This is a genomic window from Thermodesulfobacteriota bacterium, assembly GCA_036482575.1.
Lineage (GTDB): Bacteria > Desulfobacterota > GWC2-55-46 > GWC2-55-46 > JAUVFY01 > JAZGJJ01.
The window spans coordinates 1-17,180 of sequence record JAZGJJ010000082.1 but is presented as its reverse complement, the minus strand read 5'-3'; the positions used below and the strand labels follow the sequence as shown (position 1 = coordinate 17,180).

Genomic DNA, 17,180 nt, shown 5'->3' with positions numbered 1-17,180 from the left:
GTTAAGGAGACCTTGAAGGCCAACGCCCTGAAGGAGGGCTACATAAGGCCGCTCGTCTTTCTCGGCGATGGGGTCATGGGGCTCCACCCGAAGGATAACCCCGTACGCGTGGCCATAGCCGCCTGGGAGTGGGGCGCCTACCTCGGCGAGGACGGGCTTAAGAACGGGATAAAGGTCAAGGTGTCGAGCTTTACCCGCCACCACGTAAACGTCTCCATGACCAAGGCCAAGGTCGTGGGCAACTACGTGAACTCCATCCTTGCCAAAAGGGAGGTCATGAGCGCCGGTTACGACGAGGCGTTGATGCTCGATACCGAGGGCTACGTGGCCGAGGGCAGCGGAGAGAACGTATTCCTCGTTAAGGACGGCATTGTAAAGACCACCTCGCTTACCTCCATACTCGGCGGCATAACGAGGGATTCGGTGATGAGGATAGCTCGGGATAACGGTATCGAGGTCCTGGAGGAGAGGTTTACCCGGGACGAGCTCTACACGGCCGACGAGGCGTTCTTCACCGGCACGGCGGCCGAGGTCACCCCCATAAGGGAGGTGGACGACAGGACGATAGGCACGGGCAAGCCCGGTCCGGTAACGAAAAAGATACAGGAGACCTTCTTCGACGCCATAAAGGGGAAGAAGAAGGCTTATGAAGGCTGGCTCGATTACCTTTAGGGGTTTCGGGTGTCGCCCTTTCAGGGCCGGGTGCGTTTACGCGTCCGGCCTTTTTGTCTTTTTGATCCCCCCCCACTCCCGCAGGCCTTTGCCACCTCTTCCCACTTGACCTCCGGCAGGAGCGGCAGGTAATCGGCCTCTCCGCTCAGGGCCTTCAGGCTTTCTATCCGCTCGGCAGTAAGCGGGTGGGTGGTAATGTACTTAAAAGCTTCCGGCAGGTCACCCTCTCTTTCCTTCATGGTATCGAAGAACCTTATCATGCCCGAGGGGTCGATGCGGGCCCCCAAAAGGAGCGACATGCCGAGCCGGTCCGCCTCCTCTTCGTGGGCGCGGCTGTAGCGGAGGTTGCCGAGGGTGTGCACCGTCTCGGCCACCCCGCTTACGTCGCCGAAGACGAGAGAAAGCAGCACGTATGTGGAGAGCGTCTGGAAGATGCTCTTAGTCGAGTGCCGCCGGATTACGTGCTGCATCTCGTGGGCGAGTACCCCGGCGAGTTCCTCCGGGGTTTCGGTCGCCTCCAGCAGCCCGGTAAAGATGATTATATGGCCCCCGGGGGCGGCAAGGGCGTTCACCATGGGGTTTTTCAAGACGCGGACCTTGAAGGTGTAGGGGTGGGAGGGCGCGGCCGCGTCGAGGGCCCGGACGATCCCGTTTATCGACTCTTCGACCGGTTGCGCGTCGCAGAGCTTCAAGTCTTCCACAAAGCCCTCGGCCACGGCCTCTCCGAGCTTGTCTTCCCACGCCGGCGGGACCCTTTCGGCCGCCATGTTCGCCGCCGCGGGTATGCCCCATAGGTATACGGCGGCCACGAGGGCTATTGTCGCGATTGTCCCCACCACGACACGGAAGAGAAGCCCCTTACGGAGCTCCGGGTCGTGGAAGCTGGAGGAGTGGGCCGGCGCGAGCTCCCGGAGCGCCTGGAGGAACTCCGTCTCCGTCACGACCAGCACCTCGGCGTGGTCCTCGGCCGGGTCCTCGGCCGAGCCCCCCGCCCTCTCTAACCTTATTGGCTCGCCGTCGTAAAAGCCCTGGGTCTGGGTTATCTCCTCGAAGGGCCAGAAGATCGACCCCACCTGACCCTCGGTCTTTATCTCGATCCCCGCGGGTGTTACGGTGACGGCGGCGTCGTGGCGCCGTGCGGTACGGCCGTCGTGGTAGTGTCCTTTCCAGGTTGCCTGCATAGTGGGGGGGTAAAGCTTTTAAAAAAGGCCCGCGTCGATCTCTATGAAGTCGATTACGCCCTCGCCCGTGGCAAACGCGCTCTGCGCATCCTGCCTGATCTTTTCGAGCTCCAGGGGACCTTCAACGGTAAGGCGGGAGAAGTGGAGTCTCAGGATACGCACCATCACCCACGGCATGCCGAGGCCGAGGGTGAAGGCGAAGATAAGGAAGTTGCCAAGGTGCAGGCCGAAGAGGTCCATTCCCGTAATGGTGGAGTTGAACCTGAGCCCTTCGAAGCGGGTATGCTCCCAGTCGTAACGGTACACCCTGGCGCTGTACCATATCCATATAAGCCCGAGGGTGAAGGGGGTGAGGAAAAAGGCGATCAAATAGGGTTTCAAGAGGTCGCCGCCCTTGCCGCCGTAGGAGAATTTCGTGTCGCCGTAGTAGGTTTTGTTCCTGAAGAAGTTCTGCATGTTCACGTGGTAGTAGGGCCTGTAGAAGCCGAGCGTGATGATCGAGAGCAAGGTGCCCGCGGTGAAGAGGTTGATGCCCTCCCTGTACGAGCCCCGGAACGAGAGGCGGATGGAGTGCCAGGAGGTGCGGCTTAGCCTGTAGCGGCGGACCCCGACCATGGCGAACGGTATGACCACAAGCAGGAAGGGGTAGATTAAAAGTATGGAGAGTTCGTTTACGTAGTTGGTGAGAGCGAATATGGCGGCGTATATGCCGCCGAGGAGAAACATGGCCTTGAGCCACCCTATAAAGAGTTCCTTCCCGGTGCCGTGGAAGGAGAACCTCTCGCCCATGAACTCCGACTGGGCGTAGATGTATTTGCGTATCCTTATTTTTCCCCAGAACCGGTATATGGAGAGCGTTATGATGGAGAGGAGGATGTTTACTATGTGTATGCCGACGAGCGGCAGTACGGCGCCGTGGAAGGAGACGCCGTGCGCTTTAAAGAGCTGTTCGGCGGGCGGGGCAGTGCCCGTTTGGTCACGCGCTATGGCGGCGGTCGCAGCAGGGTCGGGGGTCGGGTCCGGCGGCGTACTTTCCGTGCCGACCTCTTTGCCGCTCCCCTTACCACTCCCATTAAAGGAGAAGCGGTGGCCGCACTGCGGGCACGTGACCCGTGCCGCCCCCCTGGGGAGCCGGTCTTCTTCTACCTTCTTCGCGAAGTAGCAGTTTGGGCACTGGACATACATGCTCTTCTCCCCTATGGTGGATGGTGAAGCGAGGCCTATGGCGGTCAGGCTAAAAACCTATCAGGTTTAATGATTTCAGTCAACAGACAATAATGAACATGCATCGCGAGCGCCAACCCCGCGTCTTGCCGCAGGGAGCTTCAACGCAACCCCTGCGCTCGGACAAGGGACAGGAAAAAGGGAAAACTGGGAAAATGGAAAAAGGGGGAAATGGAAAAAAACTTCCTTTCGGCCCGGCTTTTCTGTATTATATTTCGTTAAGGAGAATGACAGTGGTAGAGCGGTCAAAAAGCGGGGTTTTTAGCTGCCAGGAGCTTGAAAGGGCGATTGCCAGGGGGGTAATTTCCTCGGACGTTAAAATAGCCGAGGCACAGATACAGCCTGCGAGCCTGGACCTTCGGCTCGGCGGCAAGGCCTACAGGCTGGTATCGAGCTTCCTGCCGGATAAGAAGCAGAAGGTGTTCAACATCTTCACCTCCGGCAAGATGATTATGTACGAGCACGAGCTTACCGACGAGGGGATGGTGCTCGAGAAGAACTGCGTCTACCTGATCCCGCTCATGGAAAGGCTGGATCTGCCCCCGGACGTCGGCGGCAAGGCCAACCCGAAGTCCACCACCGGAAGGCTCGATATCTTCACCCGCGTCATAACCGACCGTAACCCCCGTTTTGACGAGATACCCACGGAATACAAAGGAGAACTCTTCCTCGAAGTCATGCCGAGGTCCTTTACCGTAAAGGTGAGGAAGGGGCAGAGTCTCGTTCAGCTCCGCCTTAGAGAGAACCGCGAGAGTTGCAGGGTGACCGGCAAGCAGCTTAAGGAGTTGAACAAGAAAACACCGCTCCTCTATGACGGTGACAGGCCCGTCCCCTTGAGCAAGGGCAACCTCTCAAGCGGAATGCTCTACATGAGCGTGGACCTTAAGGGGGGGGAAGACGGCATAATAGGCTATAAGTCCAAAAGAAACAGCCAAGTAGTTGATTTAAAAGAGAAAAACTACTATAATATGGAAGAGTTCTGGGAGCCTATCAAGAGGAACTCTAAAGAGAATACGCTCATCCTCGAGCCCGAGGAGTTCTACATACTGGGCTCCAAGGAGAGTATAAGCATACCCGTCGGATGCGCCGCGGATATGGCCCCGTATGAAGCCGGGAGCGGGGAGTTAAGGACGCACTACGCGGGGTTTTTCGACCCCGGCTTCGGCTACGGCACCGACGGCGAGCTAAAGGGCACGAAGGCCGTCCTGGAGGTCAGGGCCCACGACGTGCCGTTCATGCTCGCGCACGGCCAGAGTTTTTGCAACCTCTACTTCGAGAAGATGAGCGAGGTGCCGGAGAAGGTCTACGGCCCGAAGATAGGCTCCTCTTACCAGTATCAGGGCATAGCGCTCAGCAAGCAGTTCAAGGGCAAGGAGTAAGACGGGTTCCGTCCGTATGCGGTACGGAAGCTCCGTCCGACGTTAAAAATGGCAAAAGCCAGGGAAAAAAAGTCCGGGGAAAAGGGCAGGGTCGGCAAGGAGATCACGGGTATCGTCTTCGCGGCCCTGGCCTTCCTCTTCGGCGCCAGCCTTGTCCTCTACCACATGGGCTCCTCCCACTGGGTGGGCAGTCTCGGGAAGAACGTAGCCGTGGTCCTCAGGGTCGCCATGGGCTACAGCGCCTACGTATTCCCGGTTATCTTCATCGTGCTCGCCTATGAGTTCGCCGTACGGGACGGGCTAAAGCTCAGGCTCTCCATCCCCGTAAGCCTGGTGCTTTTCATAATCGCCTGTTCCGGCCTCCTGTCCCTTCTCTCCGGTGATGATAAGGCGGGCGGCATAGTCGGGGCCTTCGCCACCCAGCCGGTGGAGGTCTACCTGGGTCCGGCGGGCACCTTCATAGTGCTCGTGGCGGTCTTCTTGATCTCACTCAGGGTGGGGACCGGCATCTCGCTTATAAGTCTCGCGAAGAGTGTCTTCTCCGCGACTGCCGTTGTGGCAGGCAAGAGCGCCGGTGCCGTAAGCAACGGGGTGGGCGCCATAAAGGAGAGGCGGGAGACCGCGAGGGATGCCCGCCGCGAAGAGAATATAGTGAAGGAAAAAACCCCGCGCCGCACGAAGCCCACCATTGTTACCCCGGCCGCGCCCAAGAAGAAAAAATCCCCGGAGCCCGTCCAGGAGCGGTTCGAGTTCTCGAGCCCCGGCGGGACCTTCAAGCTCCCGCAGGTCTCCTTCCTCGACCAGTTGCCGGAAAGGGCCGAGGGGGTGGACAAGGAGGCCCTCCTTACCAACTCCAGGATACTCGAGAAGAAGCTCGCCGATTTCGACGTGGAAGGCCATGTGGTGGAGGTAAGGTCCGGACCGGTGGTGACCATGTACGAGTTCGAGCCGGCGCCAGGCGTAAAAGTCAATAAGATTATAAACCTCTCCGACGACCTGGCCCTGGCCATGAGGGCCGAGTCCATAAGGATACTGGCGCCCATACCCGGGAAGGCCGTCGTGGGTATAGAGATACCGAACCTTACGAAGGAGAGGATACTGCTGCGCGAGATGCTCGAAAGCCCCGCGTTTTCAAAAAGCCGGTCGAAGCTGAGCCTCCCGTTCGGAAAGGATATAGCCGGGGACCCGTTCGTGGCCGACCTGGCGAAGATGCCGCACCTGCTCGTGGCGGGCTCCACCGGGGCCGGTAAGAGTGTCTTCGTTAACGCGATGATACTGAGCATACTCTTCAAGTCCACGCCCGAGGATGTAAGGTTCCTCATGATAGACCCGAAGATGCTCGAGCTCTCGGCCTACGAGGGCATACCGCACCTCCTGACCCCGGTCGTGACCGAGGCGAAGCGCGCCACCGTCATGCTCCGTGGGATGGTGTCCGAGATGAGCAAACGCTACAGGCTCATGGCCGAGAAGGGCGCGAAGAACATAGACGGCTATAACCGGATACTCGAAGAAAGCTCCGGGGACGAAGAGGAGAAGGCGCCAAATTCGGAGGGTGCGGAGGGTGGAGATGGCGGGGGGGGAGAGGGGGGAGAGGGCGAACACAGGAAGCTCCCTTATATAGTGATAGTGATAGACGAGCTAGCGGATCTGATGATGGCCTCGGGCAAGGACGTGGAGGAGTCGCTCGTCAGGCTCTCGCAGATGGCGCGGGCCGCGGGCATACACCTGATCCTCGCCACCCAGCGCCCGTCGGTGGACGTCCTGACGGGTCTTATAAAGACGAACTTCCCCGCACGCGTTTCCTTCCAGGTACCCTCCAGGACCGACTCGCGCACCATACTGGACTCGATGGGGGCGGAGACGCTGCTCGGCGAGGGCGACATGCTCTTCCTGCCGCCCGGCTCCACCAAGCTCCGGAGGGTCCACGGCGCATTCGTCTCCGAAGAGGAGATAAAGAAGGTCACGCGGTTTTTGAGGAAGCAGGCAAAACCCTCTTACGACAAGAAGATGGTCGAGGCGAAGGTCGAGATCGCGGGCGCGGACGAGGAAGAGCTCGGCGCGGAGTTCATGGGCAGGTACAAGGAGACCGTGGAGATGGCCAGGAAGATGGAGATGATATCCACCTCCTACATACAGCGGAGGCTCAGGATAGGATATAACACCGCGGCGCGGATAATGGAGAGGATGGAGAGCGAGGGTGTCGTGGGTCCGGCGCAGGGCAGCCGTCCCAGAGAGGTCCTTAGGAGGCAGGAGGGAGGATGAGCGTGAGGCAACGGACAGGGGGACCGGGTACGATTTTTTTGCTCATGACTATTTTTTTCCAGGTTCTTCCGGCCTCGGCCATCGAGGCCGCAGAGCTCGACGGCATAGTATCGAGGCTCCAGGAAACGTACGACGAGGTCTCCACCCTTTCGGCGGCCTTCATTGAGGAGGCGTATTCAAAGAGCCTCGGGACCACAGAGCTCTCAAAGGGGAAGCTCCACCTGAAGAAGCCGGGCAAGGTCAGGTGGAAGTACCTCGGCCCCAGGGAGGACGAGCTCGTAAGCGACGGCAGGACTTTTTGGGCCTACCACCCGGACCTCTCGCAGGTCATCGAGACCCCGGCCTCGAATATCGCGCCTAACGTCGGAATAAACTTCCTTATGGGCATGGGGAACCTGAGGGAAGATTTCTCCATAAAACTGCTCGAAGAAAAGAAAGACGTCTACCTGCTTGCCCTTACCCCGGCGGAGGCACAGCAAGGAGTCAAGGACATCCGTATAGAGGTCTCCAGGAAGAGCTCGCTCGTCGTGAAGACCATCGTGGAGGACCCGTTCGGCAACAGGACCACCGTTAGCCTCGAGGATATAGTGCTTAACGCGGAGCTTAAGGACTCGCTCTTCGAGTTCATCGTGCCCAAAGGGGTAAAAGTAATAACACCATGATGGTGTTTTAATATTCAAGGGTGAACGCCGGAGTATGCGGTACGAAAGTTGTAATGGAGCCGCAGACACGTTGCCAGTGTGGCAACACCGTAATAAGGAGGGGAGCAATGCCGTCATTCGATATAGTGTCAAAGGTCGACCCGCAGGAGGTCGACAACGCCGTGAACCAGGCGTTGAAGGAGATCCACCAGCGCTACGATTTCAAGGGCTCGAAGAGCGAGATACGCTGGGAGCGGAAAGAAGAGATTACGGTCGTCGGCGACGACGACTACAAGCTCAAGGCCGTGGTGGACGTGCTCCAGACCAAACTCATAAAGCGCGGGGTTTCCTTGAAGGCGCTCGAGTACGGCGCGGTCGAGGACGCCTCGGGCGGGCTCAAGAGGCAGGCCATAAAGGTCCGCCAGGGCATACCCCAGGACAAGGCCAAGGCCATGGTAAAGCGTATAAAGGATATGAAGCTCAAAGTGCAGTCCCAGGTTCAGGGCGACGAACTCCGGGTCTCGGCAAAGAAGATAGACGACCTCCAGACCGTCATCCAGTCACTCAAGCAGGAAGACCTCGATATAGAGCTCCAGTTCGTCAACATGAGGGATTAGGGCCGCCCGTCCATGCTGAATTGTCTGTCGCGTATAGGTGCGGTCTCTCTCCCGGCGGCACTCCTGGGCGTTTTTTTCCACTTCCACCTTCACGCCTCTCATGCCTCGGCCGAAGCGGGCCCGAAAGAGAAGAACATAGGCTGGGTTATCGGGGTTAAAGGTACAGCCGCGATATCCCACACGGGGGACAATAAAGAGGAGGCGGTCCGGAGCGGCACCGAGCTATACCCGGGAGACCGTCTGGAGACCGGGTTGGGGTCGACCGTAACCGTCCAGTTCAATGACGACTCGGTCCTTACCCTCGCCGCCGGGACGCGGGTCGAGGTAACCGACTGGGTCTACAGCGAGGCCAATAGCGAGAACAGGTCCACCTTCAAGCTCCTCGACGGGCACGTGCGGGGGCTGCTTAACGACCTCTTCGGCAAAGACTCCGAGATGAGCGTCCGGACCCCGACCTCCGTTGTCGTCGTTAGAGGAAGCGACCTCTCGGTATGGATAGAAGACGGGGAGACGGTCGTAGCGGTCAGCGAAGGGGATGGCTACATAAGGCACCGCGGCGGCAAGTTCCCCGGGATAGCGAGGATAAAAGCGGGGTATATGGCGCGCGTACGGAGCGGAGCGCCGATTGAAGAGCCGGTCCTCATCCCGCCCGACGTAAAGAAGCGTGTTACGAAGCTCCGTGTAAAGCGGAATGAAAGGCTCGTAAAGAAGTTCCTTGAAAAGAGGGAGCAGAAGCTCTACCGGGAAAGGGAGAAGATAAGGGCGGCGCTCAAGAATAGGGCGAGGGAAGGTAAATCGCCCTGGAAGAATTGATTCAAGGGAGGGCAGGGGCGGGGGGGGAGGCGAGACCGGTGCCCGGAGAATGGATCGAAGTCGTCGCAAAGGGACCGCCCGCGAGTAAGGGCGAGGCGGCCGCTCTCCTCATAGCTTCCGGCAGCCCCGGCGTGCTCGAGACGAGTAAAGGCCGCACCCAGACCCTTACCGCCTATTTTTCCGGCAGTTCCTTACGCGACATAGCTCTTTTAAGAAAAAAGGCCGCTTCCATCGGGTGGAAGCTTACCACCTCTCCCTACACCGAAGAGGACTGGCTCGTTAAGTGGAGGAGGAATCTGAGGCCGCTAAGGGCCGGGAGGGTCCTCGTAAAGCCGAGCTGGAGCGGGGCCCGGAGACGGAGGGGCGAGGTCGTTCTGGAGATAGACCCGGGCATGGCCTTCGGCACCGGTCACCACGCAACGACCAGGTTGTGCCTTAAAGCGCTTTCGGCCTACCTCGGTCCCGGGGGTTCGGGGCGCGTCGGGGGCGGCAACGTGCTGGACGTAGGCACGGGCAGCGGGATACTGGCCATCGCCGCGAAGAAGCTCGGGGCAAAGAGCGCCATTGGGATCGATATCGACCCGGAAGCCCTGAAGGTCGCAAGAAAGAACGCGAGACTTAACAACGTAAAGGTTTCGTTTTCCAGCAAAGCGGTAAGTGAGGTCAGGGGCCGTTACCGTGTGGTGGTCGCCAACATCCTCGCGGGCGTACTCATAGGCCTCGCCCCGGATATCGTAAGGAAGGTCGGGCCGGGCGGCATACTGATACTCTCCGGCATATTAAAGGAAGAGGCCGGAGGGGTAAGGGATGCCTACGCGGAGCTCGGGCTTTGTCACGTTAAGACGATGAGGAGTAGAGAGTGGAGCGCGGTCATTCTCAAGAGGGAGCCGTGAGGAGATTTTTCGTTCAGGAGATAGATGCGGACTCGACGCGTGCCGAGATAGGCGGGGACGAGTTCCATCACCTTAAGGACGTCTTGAGGCTCGCCCCCGGCGCGGAGGTCGCCCTCTTTAACGGAAAAGGGGTTGAGCTCGCCGGTATCGTGGAGACGGTGGGCAAGGGCTCGGCCGTGGTGAAGGTGTCGGGCAGGAAGGAATGCCCGTCAGAAAGCCCCGTAGCGATTACGCTGCTTCAGGGTTTTATAAAGGGGGACAGGCCGGAGCTTATCGTGCAGAAGGCAACCGAACTCGGCGTCAGGGAGATACTCTTCTATACGGCGCCCCGTACGGTCCCGAAACTTGCCGGCGAGAGGTTGGAGAAGAGACTTTTGCGGCTTAAGAGGGTCGCCCTGGAGGCGGTCAAGCAGTGCGGGAGGGGTGTGGTGCCTGTGGTCGGCATAAAGGGTTTTCAGGAGGCCGTAACCGGGGCGGCCGGCGGCCTGAAGGTTATGCTTCATAATAAGGGGAAGGTGAACGATATAAAAGAGGTGCTGGGCGGCTATAAGGGAGGAGGAGTTATCTTGCTGGTCGGCCCCGAGGGCGGGCTTACTGAAGACGAGGCCGCCGGAGCGGTGGAAGTGGGCTTTATTCCCGCGTGCTTCGGTCCGAGGACCTTAAGGGCCGAGACCGCCGCAATCGCGGCATTGTCGGTCGTACAGTACGAACTCGGGGATATGGGGCAACGCCGGTAGGGCGGGGGTTTAGCCGCTACTTGCCCCCCCCTCCCCCTTGAACTCCGTTATGTCCAGCCACGAGCCGACGATCTCCACGGGTCTGTCGCTCTCGTCGCGAACGAGCCTGAGCCTGTCGTATACCCAGCGGTAGTTGCCGTCCTTGTGGCGGAAGCGGTACTCGTGGGTATGGCAGCCGGTCTTTAATATTGAACCGACTCCCGCCAGCACACTCTCCCGCTCGTCCGGGTGGAGATTGGACACCCACCACTCCGGGTTGCCTATGATCTCCTCGGGCTCGTAGCCCCACAACTCCTTGAAATTTTCGCTGGCAAAGGTGGGTAAAAACTTCTCCCCTTCTATCTTGCAACTGTAGACCACGGCCGTACCAGCGGTCATGATACGTTTCAGCCGTTCTTTTTTCGGTTCCATTTCACTGCCTCCGTAACGGTCAAGCTATATCTTGATTATACCACATATGCGGTCCGTAAGAAGGAACGGTTAATGGTGCGAAGAGAGGGAATTTTTGGTAGACTCCGGGTATCCATTTTAAGGAAGGGGGTTGCTGCGTATGATACGGCACATCGTTTTGTTCAAGATGAAGGAGGGCACAAGGGCGGAGGAGAGGGAGGAGCTCATAGAGGCGCTTAAGGGTCTTAAAGCGAAGGTCCCGGTGGTGAAGGAGTTGGAAGTCGGAGTGGACGTGGGCGGCTCGCCGCGCTCCTACGACCTGGCGCTATCGAGCACCTTCGAGAGCATGGAGGACGTCGGGGTCTACTCGGCCCACCCGGACCACATAGAAGTGGTCGGGCGCATAAACGAGCTATGCGAGCCTGTGGTAAAGGTGGACTACGAGTTTTAGGTGTTTCAGAGGGGGGTTTAGTATCTTTCGTTCAGGTAGGCGAGGATCTCCTCGGAGTCGCTGATTATTCTTTCTATCCCCTCACCTCCCTCCTCCTCTTGATCGATGAGGACCGGGACAAGGCGCTGGCCCGAGAGCTCGAAGAGCTCCTCCCTCTTCTCCCTCTCGGGGGGGACGTCGATCTTTTCGTACGCGAGCCCCTTTGCATCGAGAAGCTCCATCACCTTTTTGCAGTACGGGCAGCCTTCGAGTTGGTATAGCCTTATGGACATAGGACCAGCCCCCTAACCTCTCTCGTAGTCGTCGTCGAACCTGACTATATCGTCCTCTTCCAGGTACTTTCCGTTCTGGACCTCTATGATTTCGAGCGGCACTTTCTTCGATGGGTTTTCGAGGCGGTGCGTTACACCCTTCGGGATATAGGTACTCTCGTTGGTCTTGATCTCGACGACCTTTCCGCCTCTTTGGCCGCCGCTCCTGACCCTGGCCCTGCCGGAGATGACCACCCAGTGCTCGCTGCGCCTTCTGTGTGCCTGGAGACTCAGGCGGCGAGCGGGGAGGACCGTTATCCTTTTTACCTTGTAGCCCTCTCCGGCCTCGAGGACCGTATAGGAGCCCCACGGCCTCTCTACCGTCACGTGTGTCTCGTGCTCAACAAAGTTTTTCTTCCGTAGTATCCCTACGACGTCTTTTACCTCCTGGGCCTTGTCCCTGGGGCATACGAGCGTGGCGTCGGGCGTGTCGACGACGACCATATTTTCAAGGCCGACGGTGGCCACCACCCTGTCGCAGCCGAGGATTATCGAGTCCTTGCTCCCTATGTCCACGGCCCGGCCCTGTATTATGTTGCCGTCCTTGTCGGCCTTAAGAACGTCGGGCAGCGAGTTCCAACTCCCAACGTCCGACCATTCGAAGGCCGCCTCGATTACCACGACGTCCTTTTCCCCCGCCTTTTCAAGTACGCCGTGGTCTATGGATACGGACTCCATCGCGCCGTAGGCCTTCTTTATGTTCCCCCCCTCCCCTATCTTAACGAGATTTTTGTATATGCCGGGCAGGTGGGTTTTTATCTCTTCGAGAATTCTCCTTGCCTTCCAGACGAAGATGCCGCTGTTCCAGAAGTATCCGCCGTCTTTCAGGTATTGCCTCGCCCTCTTGAGGTCCGGTTTTTCGACGAACCTCGCTACCCTCCTTACGCTCTGGCCGTCCGTCTTCCCGGCCCGGCCCGGTGCGGCCTTTATGTAGCCGTATCCGGTCTCCGGTGAAGCAGGCTTTATGCCGAAGGTTACGAGGTGGCCCTTCCGGGCCTCCGCGGCCGCGGCCTTGAGCGCCTTTCTGAACGCGGCGGCGGGGCGTATCATGTGGTCCGCCGGAAGGACCGCCATAAGCGCCTCGGGGTCCTTTTTTAAGAGCTCGATTGCGGCAAGCCCTATGGCCGGGGCCGTGTTCCTGCCGAAGGGCTCTACTATATAGTTCGTGGACAGGGCACCGCTCCCGCGAGCGAGGTGGAGCCTTATAATCCCGGCCTGCTTCTTGTTCGTTACTATGGAGACCCTTCCCGGCGGCACCAGCGGGGAGAGCCTCTTTATGGTGGCGACAAGAAGGCTCTCCTCTCCGGTAACGGTCAGTATCTGCTTGGGCGTGGACTCCCTCGATAGCGGCCAGAAGCGGCTCCCTATGCCGCCTGCCAGTATGACCGCGTATAACTTATTTCCATTTCCGGACATCCCTGCCTCCCGTTGAAGGTTTTAAAGTATCAGTCCTTAAGTGTCAGTTCCGCAGCGCTTAGTCCGTACTTACGAAACCAGACTCCGACCTCACCGGCCGGTACGGCGCGGTTTTTTTGAACCGTCCGCCTTTTAGTCACCATGGCCGGGACTTTTTTCATGCAATCGAAGTATGCCTTCAAGACGATAGGCACGAGTTTCAGGGCCGAGGACTCCTCGGTGAACTTCCCCCCCGTCCCTTTTCCAGCGACTATACCATAGATCTGGACGATATAACGCCAGAGTGTATAAAAAGGGGTGAGCAAAAGGTAGGAGGAAGGAAAGTTCTTCAATGCCACCCAGAGGCGGTTCCTCTCGACAAGGTATGCCTTTAGCGGGGTGTACCTGCCTCCCGTGCCGGAGTAGTAATGGTATAGTACGGCATCGGGTACGGACAGCGCCTTCCATCCGGCAAGTCTTGCCCTGAGCCCCAGGTCGGTATCCTCACAGTAGGCAAAGAACTCCTCGTCGAAAAGGCCTATATCGTCGAGCATCTCTTTTTTGTAAAGCGCCGCACAGGCGCTTGGGAAAAAGATCTCGGTAAGGCCGTCGAACTGTCCCAGGTCTTTCTCCAGCCTCCCCCTGCCCCGTGCAATCCCATCCGGGTACAGGACGAGTCCGCCCACGGAATCTATCACGTCCGGACTTTCGAGGGACAGTATTTTCGGGGCCCACATCCCTACGTTACTTTCCGAGGTTTCAGCGGCGAGAGCGAGTTTTTCCAGGAAACCATTCGAAAGCTTCGTGTCGTTATTGAGCACGAGGACGTACTTTCCTTTCGCAAGCGATATTCCCATGTTGTTGCCCGCGGCAAAGCCGAGGTTTTCGGTGTTTTCCAGCACCACGGTTCGGGAAAACCTTTCCCTGACAAAGTCTACGGAGCCGTCCGTTGAGCCGTTATCTACGAGTATCACTTCCACGGAGGAGAGGTCCCGGCTATAGATGGAGCCGAGACACGCGTCGAGGAACTTCATGCCGTTCCAGTTGGCTATGACTATGGATATGAGCGGAGAAGACACTAAGCAGGCTCCTTCATGGCGGCCATATTTCTCACCGGCCCTTTTTCTCTTTGCCCCCCGGCCCTGCCAGGGACTGCAGCACGGAAAGGGTCTTTGACGCCGCAACCTCCCACGAGAAGTGCCGGGACCTTTCAAACCCTTTCTTTACAAGCCCCTCGCTAAGCCCTTCGTCTTCGAGCACCCTCAGTATGCCGGCCGCGATATCCTCCGGGCTGAGTGGGTCGACGAAAAGGGCGGCATCTCCGGCCACCTCCCCCATCGGCTCTATCCCCGAGCAGACGACCGGGGTTCCGCAGGCCATGGCCTCCACGACCGGCATACCGAACCCCTCGTGGAGCGATGGGAAAACAAGGGCAAGCGCGGCGGAGTAGAGGGGGGGTATGTCCTCGTAGGGGAGCCAGCCCAGGAGTATAACGTCCTCCTCCAGGGCCAGTTCGCGGATATTACGTTCCAGTTCTTCACGACCGTAGTCGCGGCTGCCTACGAGTAGGAGTTTTAGATCCCCCTCCCTCCCCTCCCCCCGTACCAGTTTGAAGGCTTGAAGGAGCCTTCTATGGTTTTTGTGGGGCAGGGAGGCCGCCGGGTAGAGGATGAAACGGTCGGGCAGATCGTAGCGCCGTTTAACCGCCGTAACCTCCTCCTCGCTCCTTACAAAAAAACTCTTCTCGTCCACCCTGGTATGGACGACGGAGACCTTCTCCGGCGGCACCCCGTAGTGTTTCGTGATGTCGTCTTTCCCTTTCTGGGCCAGCGTTATTATGGCATCGGAACTTTTCGCGCTGAGGTAGATGATAGTCCTCAGGAAGAAAAGGTGAAACGTGGAGAAGTTCCGCGGTTGGTTTACGTGCTGGAGGTCGTATATGACGAGGGCGGACTTTGCCGGGCATAAGAACGGGGCGGTCATGCCGCCCGAGAGCAGCACGTCTATGCGGTGGCTTTTCACCTGGAAGGGCAATATGAACTGCTCCCAGAGTATCCTTAAAGGTCTGTTTTCGGCCCATACGGGGCACAGCACGACCTTAAGTAGGTTCGGGGGGACGTTCGGGCCGGAAGCAAGCTCTTCGAACACCCCGGCACTTTCCCTGTTTATGAAGATAACGTATTCGTTGGAGTTGTCCTTTTCGAGAAGGTGCCTCGTGATGTTCCGGGTGTATATCTCCGTGCCCCCGACCTTGCCCGGGAGCAGGAATAGCGCGTTTATTCCGACCCTCAATGGCTTCCCCCGCCGTCGACGCAAAGTCCGCTCAAGGGGATTGCCCGGGGCGCCGGTTGCCGCCCCTTCTTCATGCGCCCCTCTCCATGCGCCAGGCCGTAGTCCTCTCGATACCTTCCCCGAGCTTAACCTCCGCCCGCCAGCCGAGCTCTTCGGCGGCCTTCCCGGCCGCGAGGCAGCTTCTTTTCAGGTCCCCCGCCCTGGCCGGCCCTCGCGCGGGCTCTTTAAAAGACGGGGGCAGGCCGGGCACCCTGCTTTTTACGGACTCATAAACCGCATTAAAGAGGTCGAGGGTGTGCGTGGGCGTTCCCGTGCCGATATTAAAGGCCTCGCGGCTGCCCCCTTCGAGCGCGAGCAGGTTGGCCCGCGCGACGTCGCCCACATAGCAGTAGTCCCTTGTCATGCCTCGGGGCTCGTCCGGGAAGTGGTAGACCGTACACGGTTTTTCCGCGAGGAGCCTGTCCATGAATATCGCGATCACCCCGGCCTCGCCGTGAGGTATCTGGCGGGGGCCGTAGACGTTGGCGTAGCGGAGTACCGTGTAGTCGAGCCCGTACTGGTGGTTATAGAAGTCGAGGTAGTACTCGGAGGCCGCCTTTGTTACGGCGTAGGGTGAGAGCGGCTTTGCCGGGTATGTCTCCGGGGTGGGGTACTCCTCCGCCTCTCCGTATATGGCGCCGCCCGAGGAGATAAATACCACCTTTTTTACGCCGGTTTTTATCGAGGCCTCAAGCACGTTAATAAGGCCCTTTATGTTCACGTCGGCGTCGAACCGGGGGTCTTCGACCGAAGCGGGCACCGACATCTGGGCCGCGTGGTGGTTTACTACCTCCGGCCTTTCCGTCTCCATTATTTCCAGGATCTCCTCCGAGCGGATATCCACATGGTGGAAGCGTGCCTTCGGGTTGACGTTCTCGCGCTTTCCCGAGGAGAGGTCGTCTATAACGACGACCTCATGGCCCTTGTCTATGTACGCGTCCACCACGTTGGAGCCGATGAAGCCGGCCCCTCCCGTTACCACTATTTTCATAAGCTCACCATCGCCGTATATTCGCAGAGCTCGGTCGTGCAGTTAATAAGGATATTGGCAAGCCCGCCCCGCCCCGGTCGCCAGGAAGGGCGTTCATATTATGAACAATGCGTCTTGGGTCGACAAACCATAATGAAAGCAAGGAGTTATAAAGGGAATGTTCATTTAATGAACGATTGTTTACCCTACTGGAGCCGGTGCTTTTGCGGGGGTATCTCGGTGGAGGTCGCGGGTATGCCGAACTTTTCGTTAAAGACGGTCACTATATAGAGGAGCGTCCTGTGGTTAAGGAGCAGGGACTTGAAGAGTTGGGTCTTGGTAAGGGAGTCGAGGTAAAACTCGTAAGAGAACTGTATCTGCTGGGCAACCCCGCTCTCGTCCGTGCTCATGTCGTAGCTGTTGTCGAGGAATATCAGGGCCTTCCTTATTTCGTTATAGAAGCCATCCCTCTCCTCCCTGCTCATGGCCCCGAGTTTTTCCTTGTGCTCCTCGGCTATCGCCACCCCGGTCAAGACGAGGCAGAGGTCCGGGTACGCGCTGGGCTGGATTATCCTCTGTCTCTTCTCCGTGCCGCCGGGGTAGTCGACCTCGAAGTGGAAGTTAGCGTTACCGTCGTCGAGGAGGTTCGTGGTGTGGCCGTTCTCCGCAAGCCACTCCCCTATCTTCTTCTTTGCCTCTTCGACCGTTGGTGTTGCCATCGGGAGACCTCCTTCAAGGCCGGGATTATTATGTGGAATCAGCCGGTTACACCGCCTCGCCATGGAACGGGATGTGCGCTGTGACGGCGAAGCTAAATACTATAATATTACATCTCAGGTGTCAACCCATAACGGCACGCGCGGCAGCCTCGATTGCGGAGTTCGGATTGCGGAATGGAAAAAAATTTAAAAGC

Annotated in this window: 18 protein-coding genes; 9 read left to right on the top strand and 9 right to left on the bottom strand. The window is 58.5% G+C overall.

Annotated features, from left to right (window positions below; genetic code table 11):
* A partial coding sequence (gene ilvE / locus V3W31_03600; protein MEE9614026.1) for a branched-chain-amino-acid transaminase occupies positions 1-672 on the top strand: 672 nt, incomplete at its 5' end.
* A gap of 20 nt (positions 673-692) precedes the next feature.
* On the opposite strand, the gene V3W31_03595 is transcribed toward ilvE, so the two are convergent.
* Both V3W31_03595 and V3W31_03590 read right to left on the bottom strand, forming a co-directional pair.
* Positions 693-1,853: a M48 family metallopeptidase gene (locus tag V3W31_03595; protein ID MEE9614025.1), complete on the bottom strand. Its 1,161-nt coding sequence runs from the start codon at positions 1,851-1,853 to the stop codon at positions 693-695.
* An 18-nt stretch (positions 1,854-1,871) separates the two neighbouring features.
* Positions 1,872-3,038: a DUF898 family protein gene (locus tag V3W31_03590; GenBank protein ID MEE9614024.1), complete on the bottom strand. Its 1,167-nt coding sequence runs from the start codon at positions 3,036-3,038 to the stop codon at positions 1,872-1,874.
* Positions 3,039-3,304: 266 nt separating this feature from the next.
* On the opposite strand from V3W31_03590, the gene V3W31_03585 reads away from it, so the two are divergent.
* The 7 genes from V3W31_03585 (at position 3,305) to V3W31_03555 (ending at position 10,419) form a co-directional block, all read left to right on the top strand.
* On the top strand, positions 3,305-4,456 hold the full coding sequence (locus tag V3W31_03585; GenBank protein ID MEE9614023.1) for a 2'-deoxycytidine 5'-triphosphate deaminase: 1,152 nt from the start codon (positions 3,305-3,307) through the stop codon (positions 4,454-4,456).
* 48 nt (positions 4,457-4,504) lie between these two features.
* A complete protein-coding gene (locus V3W31_03580; GenBank protein MEE9614022.1) occupies positions 4,505-6,718 on the top strand; it encodes a DNA translocase FtsK 4TM domain-containing protein in 2,214 nt (737 codons plus the stop codon).
* 44 nt (positions 6,719-6,762) lie between these two features.
* Entirely contained in the window at positions 6,763-7,380 is a 618-nt protein-coding gene (gene lolA, locus V3W31_03575; protein MEE9614021.1) for an outer membrane lipoprotein chaperone LolA, read from the top strand.
* A 107-nt stretch (positions 7,381-7,487) separates the two neighbouring features.
* Positions 7,488-7,976: a YajQ family cyclic di-GMP-binding protein gene (locus V3W31_03570; GenBank protein MEE9614020.1), complete on the top strand. Its 489-nt coding sequence runs from the start codon at positions 7,488-7,490 to the stop codon at positions 7,974-7,976.
* Positions 7,977-7,988: 12 nt separating this feature from the next.
* Positions 7,989-8,789 carry a FecR family protein gene (locus V3W31_03565; GenBank protein ID MEE9614019.1) on the top strand — a complete coding sequence of 267 codons (801 nt, stop codon included), beginning with the start codon at positions 7,989-7,991 and terminating at the stop codon, positions 8,787-8,789.
* A 38-nt stretch (positions 8,790-8,827) separates the two neighbouring features.
* The gene (gene prmA, locus V3W31_03560; GenBank protein ID MEE9614018.1) at positions 8,828-9,682 is read left to right on the top strand and encodes a 50S ribosomal protein L11 methyltransferase; all 855 of its coding nucleotides are present in this window, start codon (positions 8,828-8,830) and stop codon (positions 9,680-9,682) included.
* Positions 9,679-10,419, top strand: coding sequence for a 16S rRNA (uracil(1498)-N(3))-methyltransferase (locus V3W31_03555; GenBank protein MEE9614017.1), 741 nt, complete (start codon positions 9,679-9,681; stop codon positions 10,417-10,419). The genes prmA and V3W31_03555 overlap by 4 nt, the downstream gene beginning before the upstream one ends.
* A 9-nt stretch (positions 10,420-10,428) precedes the next feature.
* Here the strand turns inward: V3W31_03555 and V3W31_03550 are convergent, their stop codons facing one another.
* Positions 10,429-10,830, bottom strand: coding sequence for a PAS domain-containing protein (locus tag V3W31_03550; protein ID MEE9614016.1), 402 nt, complete (start codon positions 10,828-10,830; stop codon positions 10,429-10,431).
* A 139-nt stretch (positions 10,831-10,969) separates the two neighbouring features.
* Here V3W31_03550 and V3W31_03545 point away from each other — a divergent pair, with 139 nt between their 5' ends.
* Positions 10,970-11,260, top strand: a complete 291-nt coding sequence (locus V3W31_03545; protein MEE9614015.1) for a Dabb family protein — start codon at positions 10,970-10,972, stop codon at positions 11,258-11,260.
* Positions 11,261-11,277: 17 nt separating this feature from the next.
* On the opposite strand, the gene V3W31_03540 is transcribed toward V3W31_03545, so the two are convergent.
* The 6 genes from V3W31_03540 to V3W31_03515 all read right to left on the bottom strand — a co-directional run bounded on the left by V3W31_03540 (position 11,278) and on the right by V3W31_03515 (position 16,986).
* Positions 11,278-11,532 carry a glutaredoxin gene (locus V3W31_03540; GenBank protein MEE9614014.1) on the bottom strand — a complete coding sequence of 85 codons (255 nt, stop codon included), beginning with the start codon at positions 11,530-11,532 and terminating at the stop codon, positions 11,278-11,280.
* A 12-nt stretch (positions 11,533-11,544) separates the two neighbouring features.
* On the bottom strand, positions 11,545-12,987 hold the full coding sequence (locus tag V3W31_03535) for a mannose-1-phosphate guanylyltransferase/mannose-6-phosphate isomerase (protein MEE9614013.1): 1,443 nt from the start codon (positions 12,985-12,987) through the stop codon (positions 11,545-11,547).
* Between the two features lie 29 nt (positions 12,988-13,016).
* On the bottom strand, positions 13,017-14,045 hold the full coding sequence (locus tag V3W31_03530; protein ID MEE9614012.1) for a glycosyltransferase family 2 protein: 1,029 nt from the start codon (positions 14,043-14,045) through the stop codon (positions 13,017-13,019).
* A 31-nt stretch (positions 14,046-14,076) separates the two neighbouring features.
* On the bottom strand, positions 14,077-15,258 hold the full coding sequence (locus tag V3W31_03525; protein MEE9614011.1) for a glycosyltransferase family 1 protein: 1,182 nt from the start codon (positions 15,256-15,258) through the stop codon (positions 14,077-14,079).
* A gap of 70 nt (positions 15,259-15,328) precedes the next feature.
* Positions 15,329-16,288: an NAD-dependent epimerase/dehydratase family protein gene (locus tag V3W31_03520; protein MEE9614010.1), complete on the bottom strand. Its 960-nt coding sequence runs from the start codon at positions 16,286-16,288 to the stop codon at positions 15,329-15,331.
* Between the two features lie 185 nt (positions 16,289-16,473).
* Entirely contained in the window at positions 16,474-16,986 is a 513-nt protein-coding gene (locus V3W31_03515) for a DUF2299 family protein (GenBank protein ID MEE9614009.1), read from the bottom strand.
* Between the last annotated feature and the right edge of the window lie 194 nt (positions 16,987-17,180).

What these genes read in the sequence shown, in the direction of transcription:
- V3W31_03570 (MEE9614020.1), top strand. Translation starts at nt 7,488, where the DNA reads ATGCCGTCATTCGATATAGTGTCAAAGGTCGACCCGCAGGAGGTCGAC.
- V3W31_03585 (MEE9614023.1), top strand. Translation starts at nt 3,305, where the DNA reads ATGACAGTGGTAGAGCGGTCAAAAAGCGGGGTTTTTAGCTGCCAGGAG.
- V3W31_03590 (MEE9614024.1), bottom strand. Translation starts at nt 3,038, where the DNA reads ATGTATGTCCAGTGCCCAAACTGCTACTTCGCGAAGAAGGTAGAAGAA.
- V3W31_03595 (MEE9614025.1), bottom strand. Translation starts at nt 1,853, where the DNA reads ATGCAGGCAACCTGGAAAGGACACTACCACGACGGCCGTACCGCACGG.
- V3W31_03540 (MEE9614014.1), bottom strand. Translation starts at nt 11,532, where the DNA reads ATGTCCATAAGGCTATACCAACTCGAAGGCTGCCCGTACTGCAAAAAG.
- V3W31_03535 (MEE9614013.1), bottom strand. Translation starts at nt 12,987, where the DNA reads ATGTCCGGAAATGGAAATAAGTTATACGCGGTCATACTGGCAGGCGGC.
- V3W31_03565 (MEE9614019.1), top strand. Translation starts at nt 7,989, where the DNA reads ATGCTGAATTGTCTGTCGCGTATAGGTGCGGTCTCTCTCCCGGCGGCA.
- V3W31_03520 (MEE9614010.1), bottom strand. Translation starts at nt 16,288, where the DNA reads ATGAAAATAGTGGTAACGGGAGGGGCCGGCTTCATCGGCTCCAACGTG.
- V3W31_03580 (MEE9614022.1), top strand. Translation starts at nt 4,505, where the DNA reads ATGGCAAAAGCCAGGGAAAAAAAGTCCGGGGAAAAGGGCAGGGTCGGC.
- V3W31_03550 (MEE9614016.1), bottom strand. Translation starts at nt 10,830, where the DNA reads ATGGAACCGAAAAAAGAACGGCTGAAACGTATCATGACCGCTGGTACG.
- lolA (MEE9614021.1), top strand. Translation starts at nt 6,763, where the DNA reads ATGACTATTTTTTTCCAGGTTCTTCCGGCCTCGGCCATCGAGGCCGCA.
- V3W31_03515 (MEE9614009.1), bottom strand. Translation starts at nt 16,986, where the DNA reads ATGGCAACACCAACGGTCGAAGAGGCAAAGAAGAAGATAGGGGAGTGG.
- V3W31_03545 (MEE9614015.1), top strand. Translation starts at nt 10,970, where the DNA reads ATGATACGGCACATCGTTTTGTTCAAGATGAAGGAGGGCACAAGGGCG.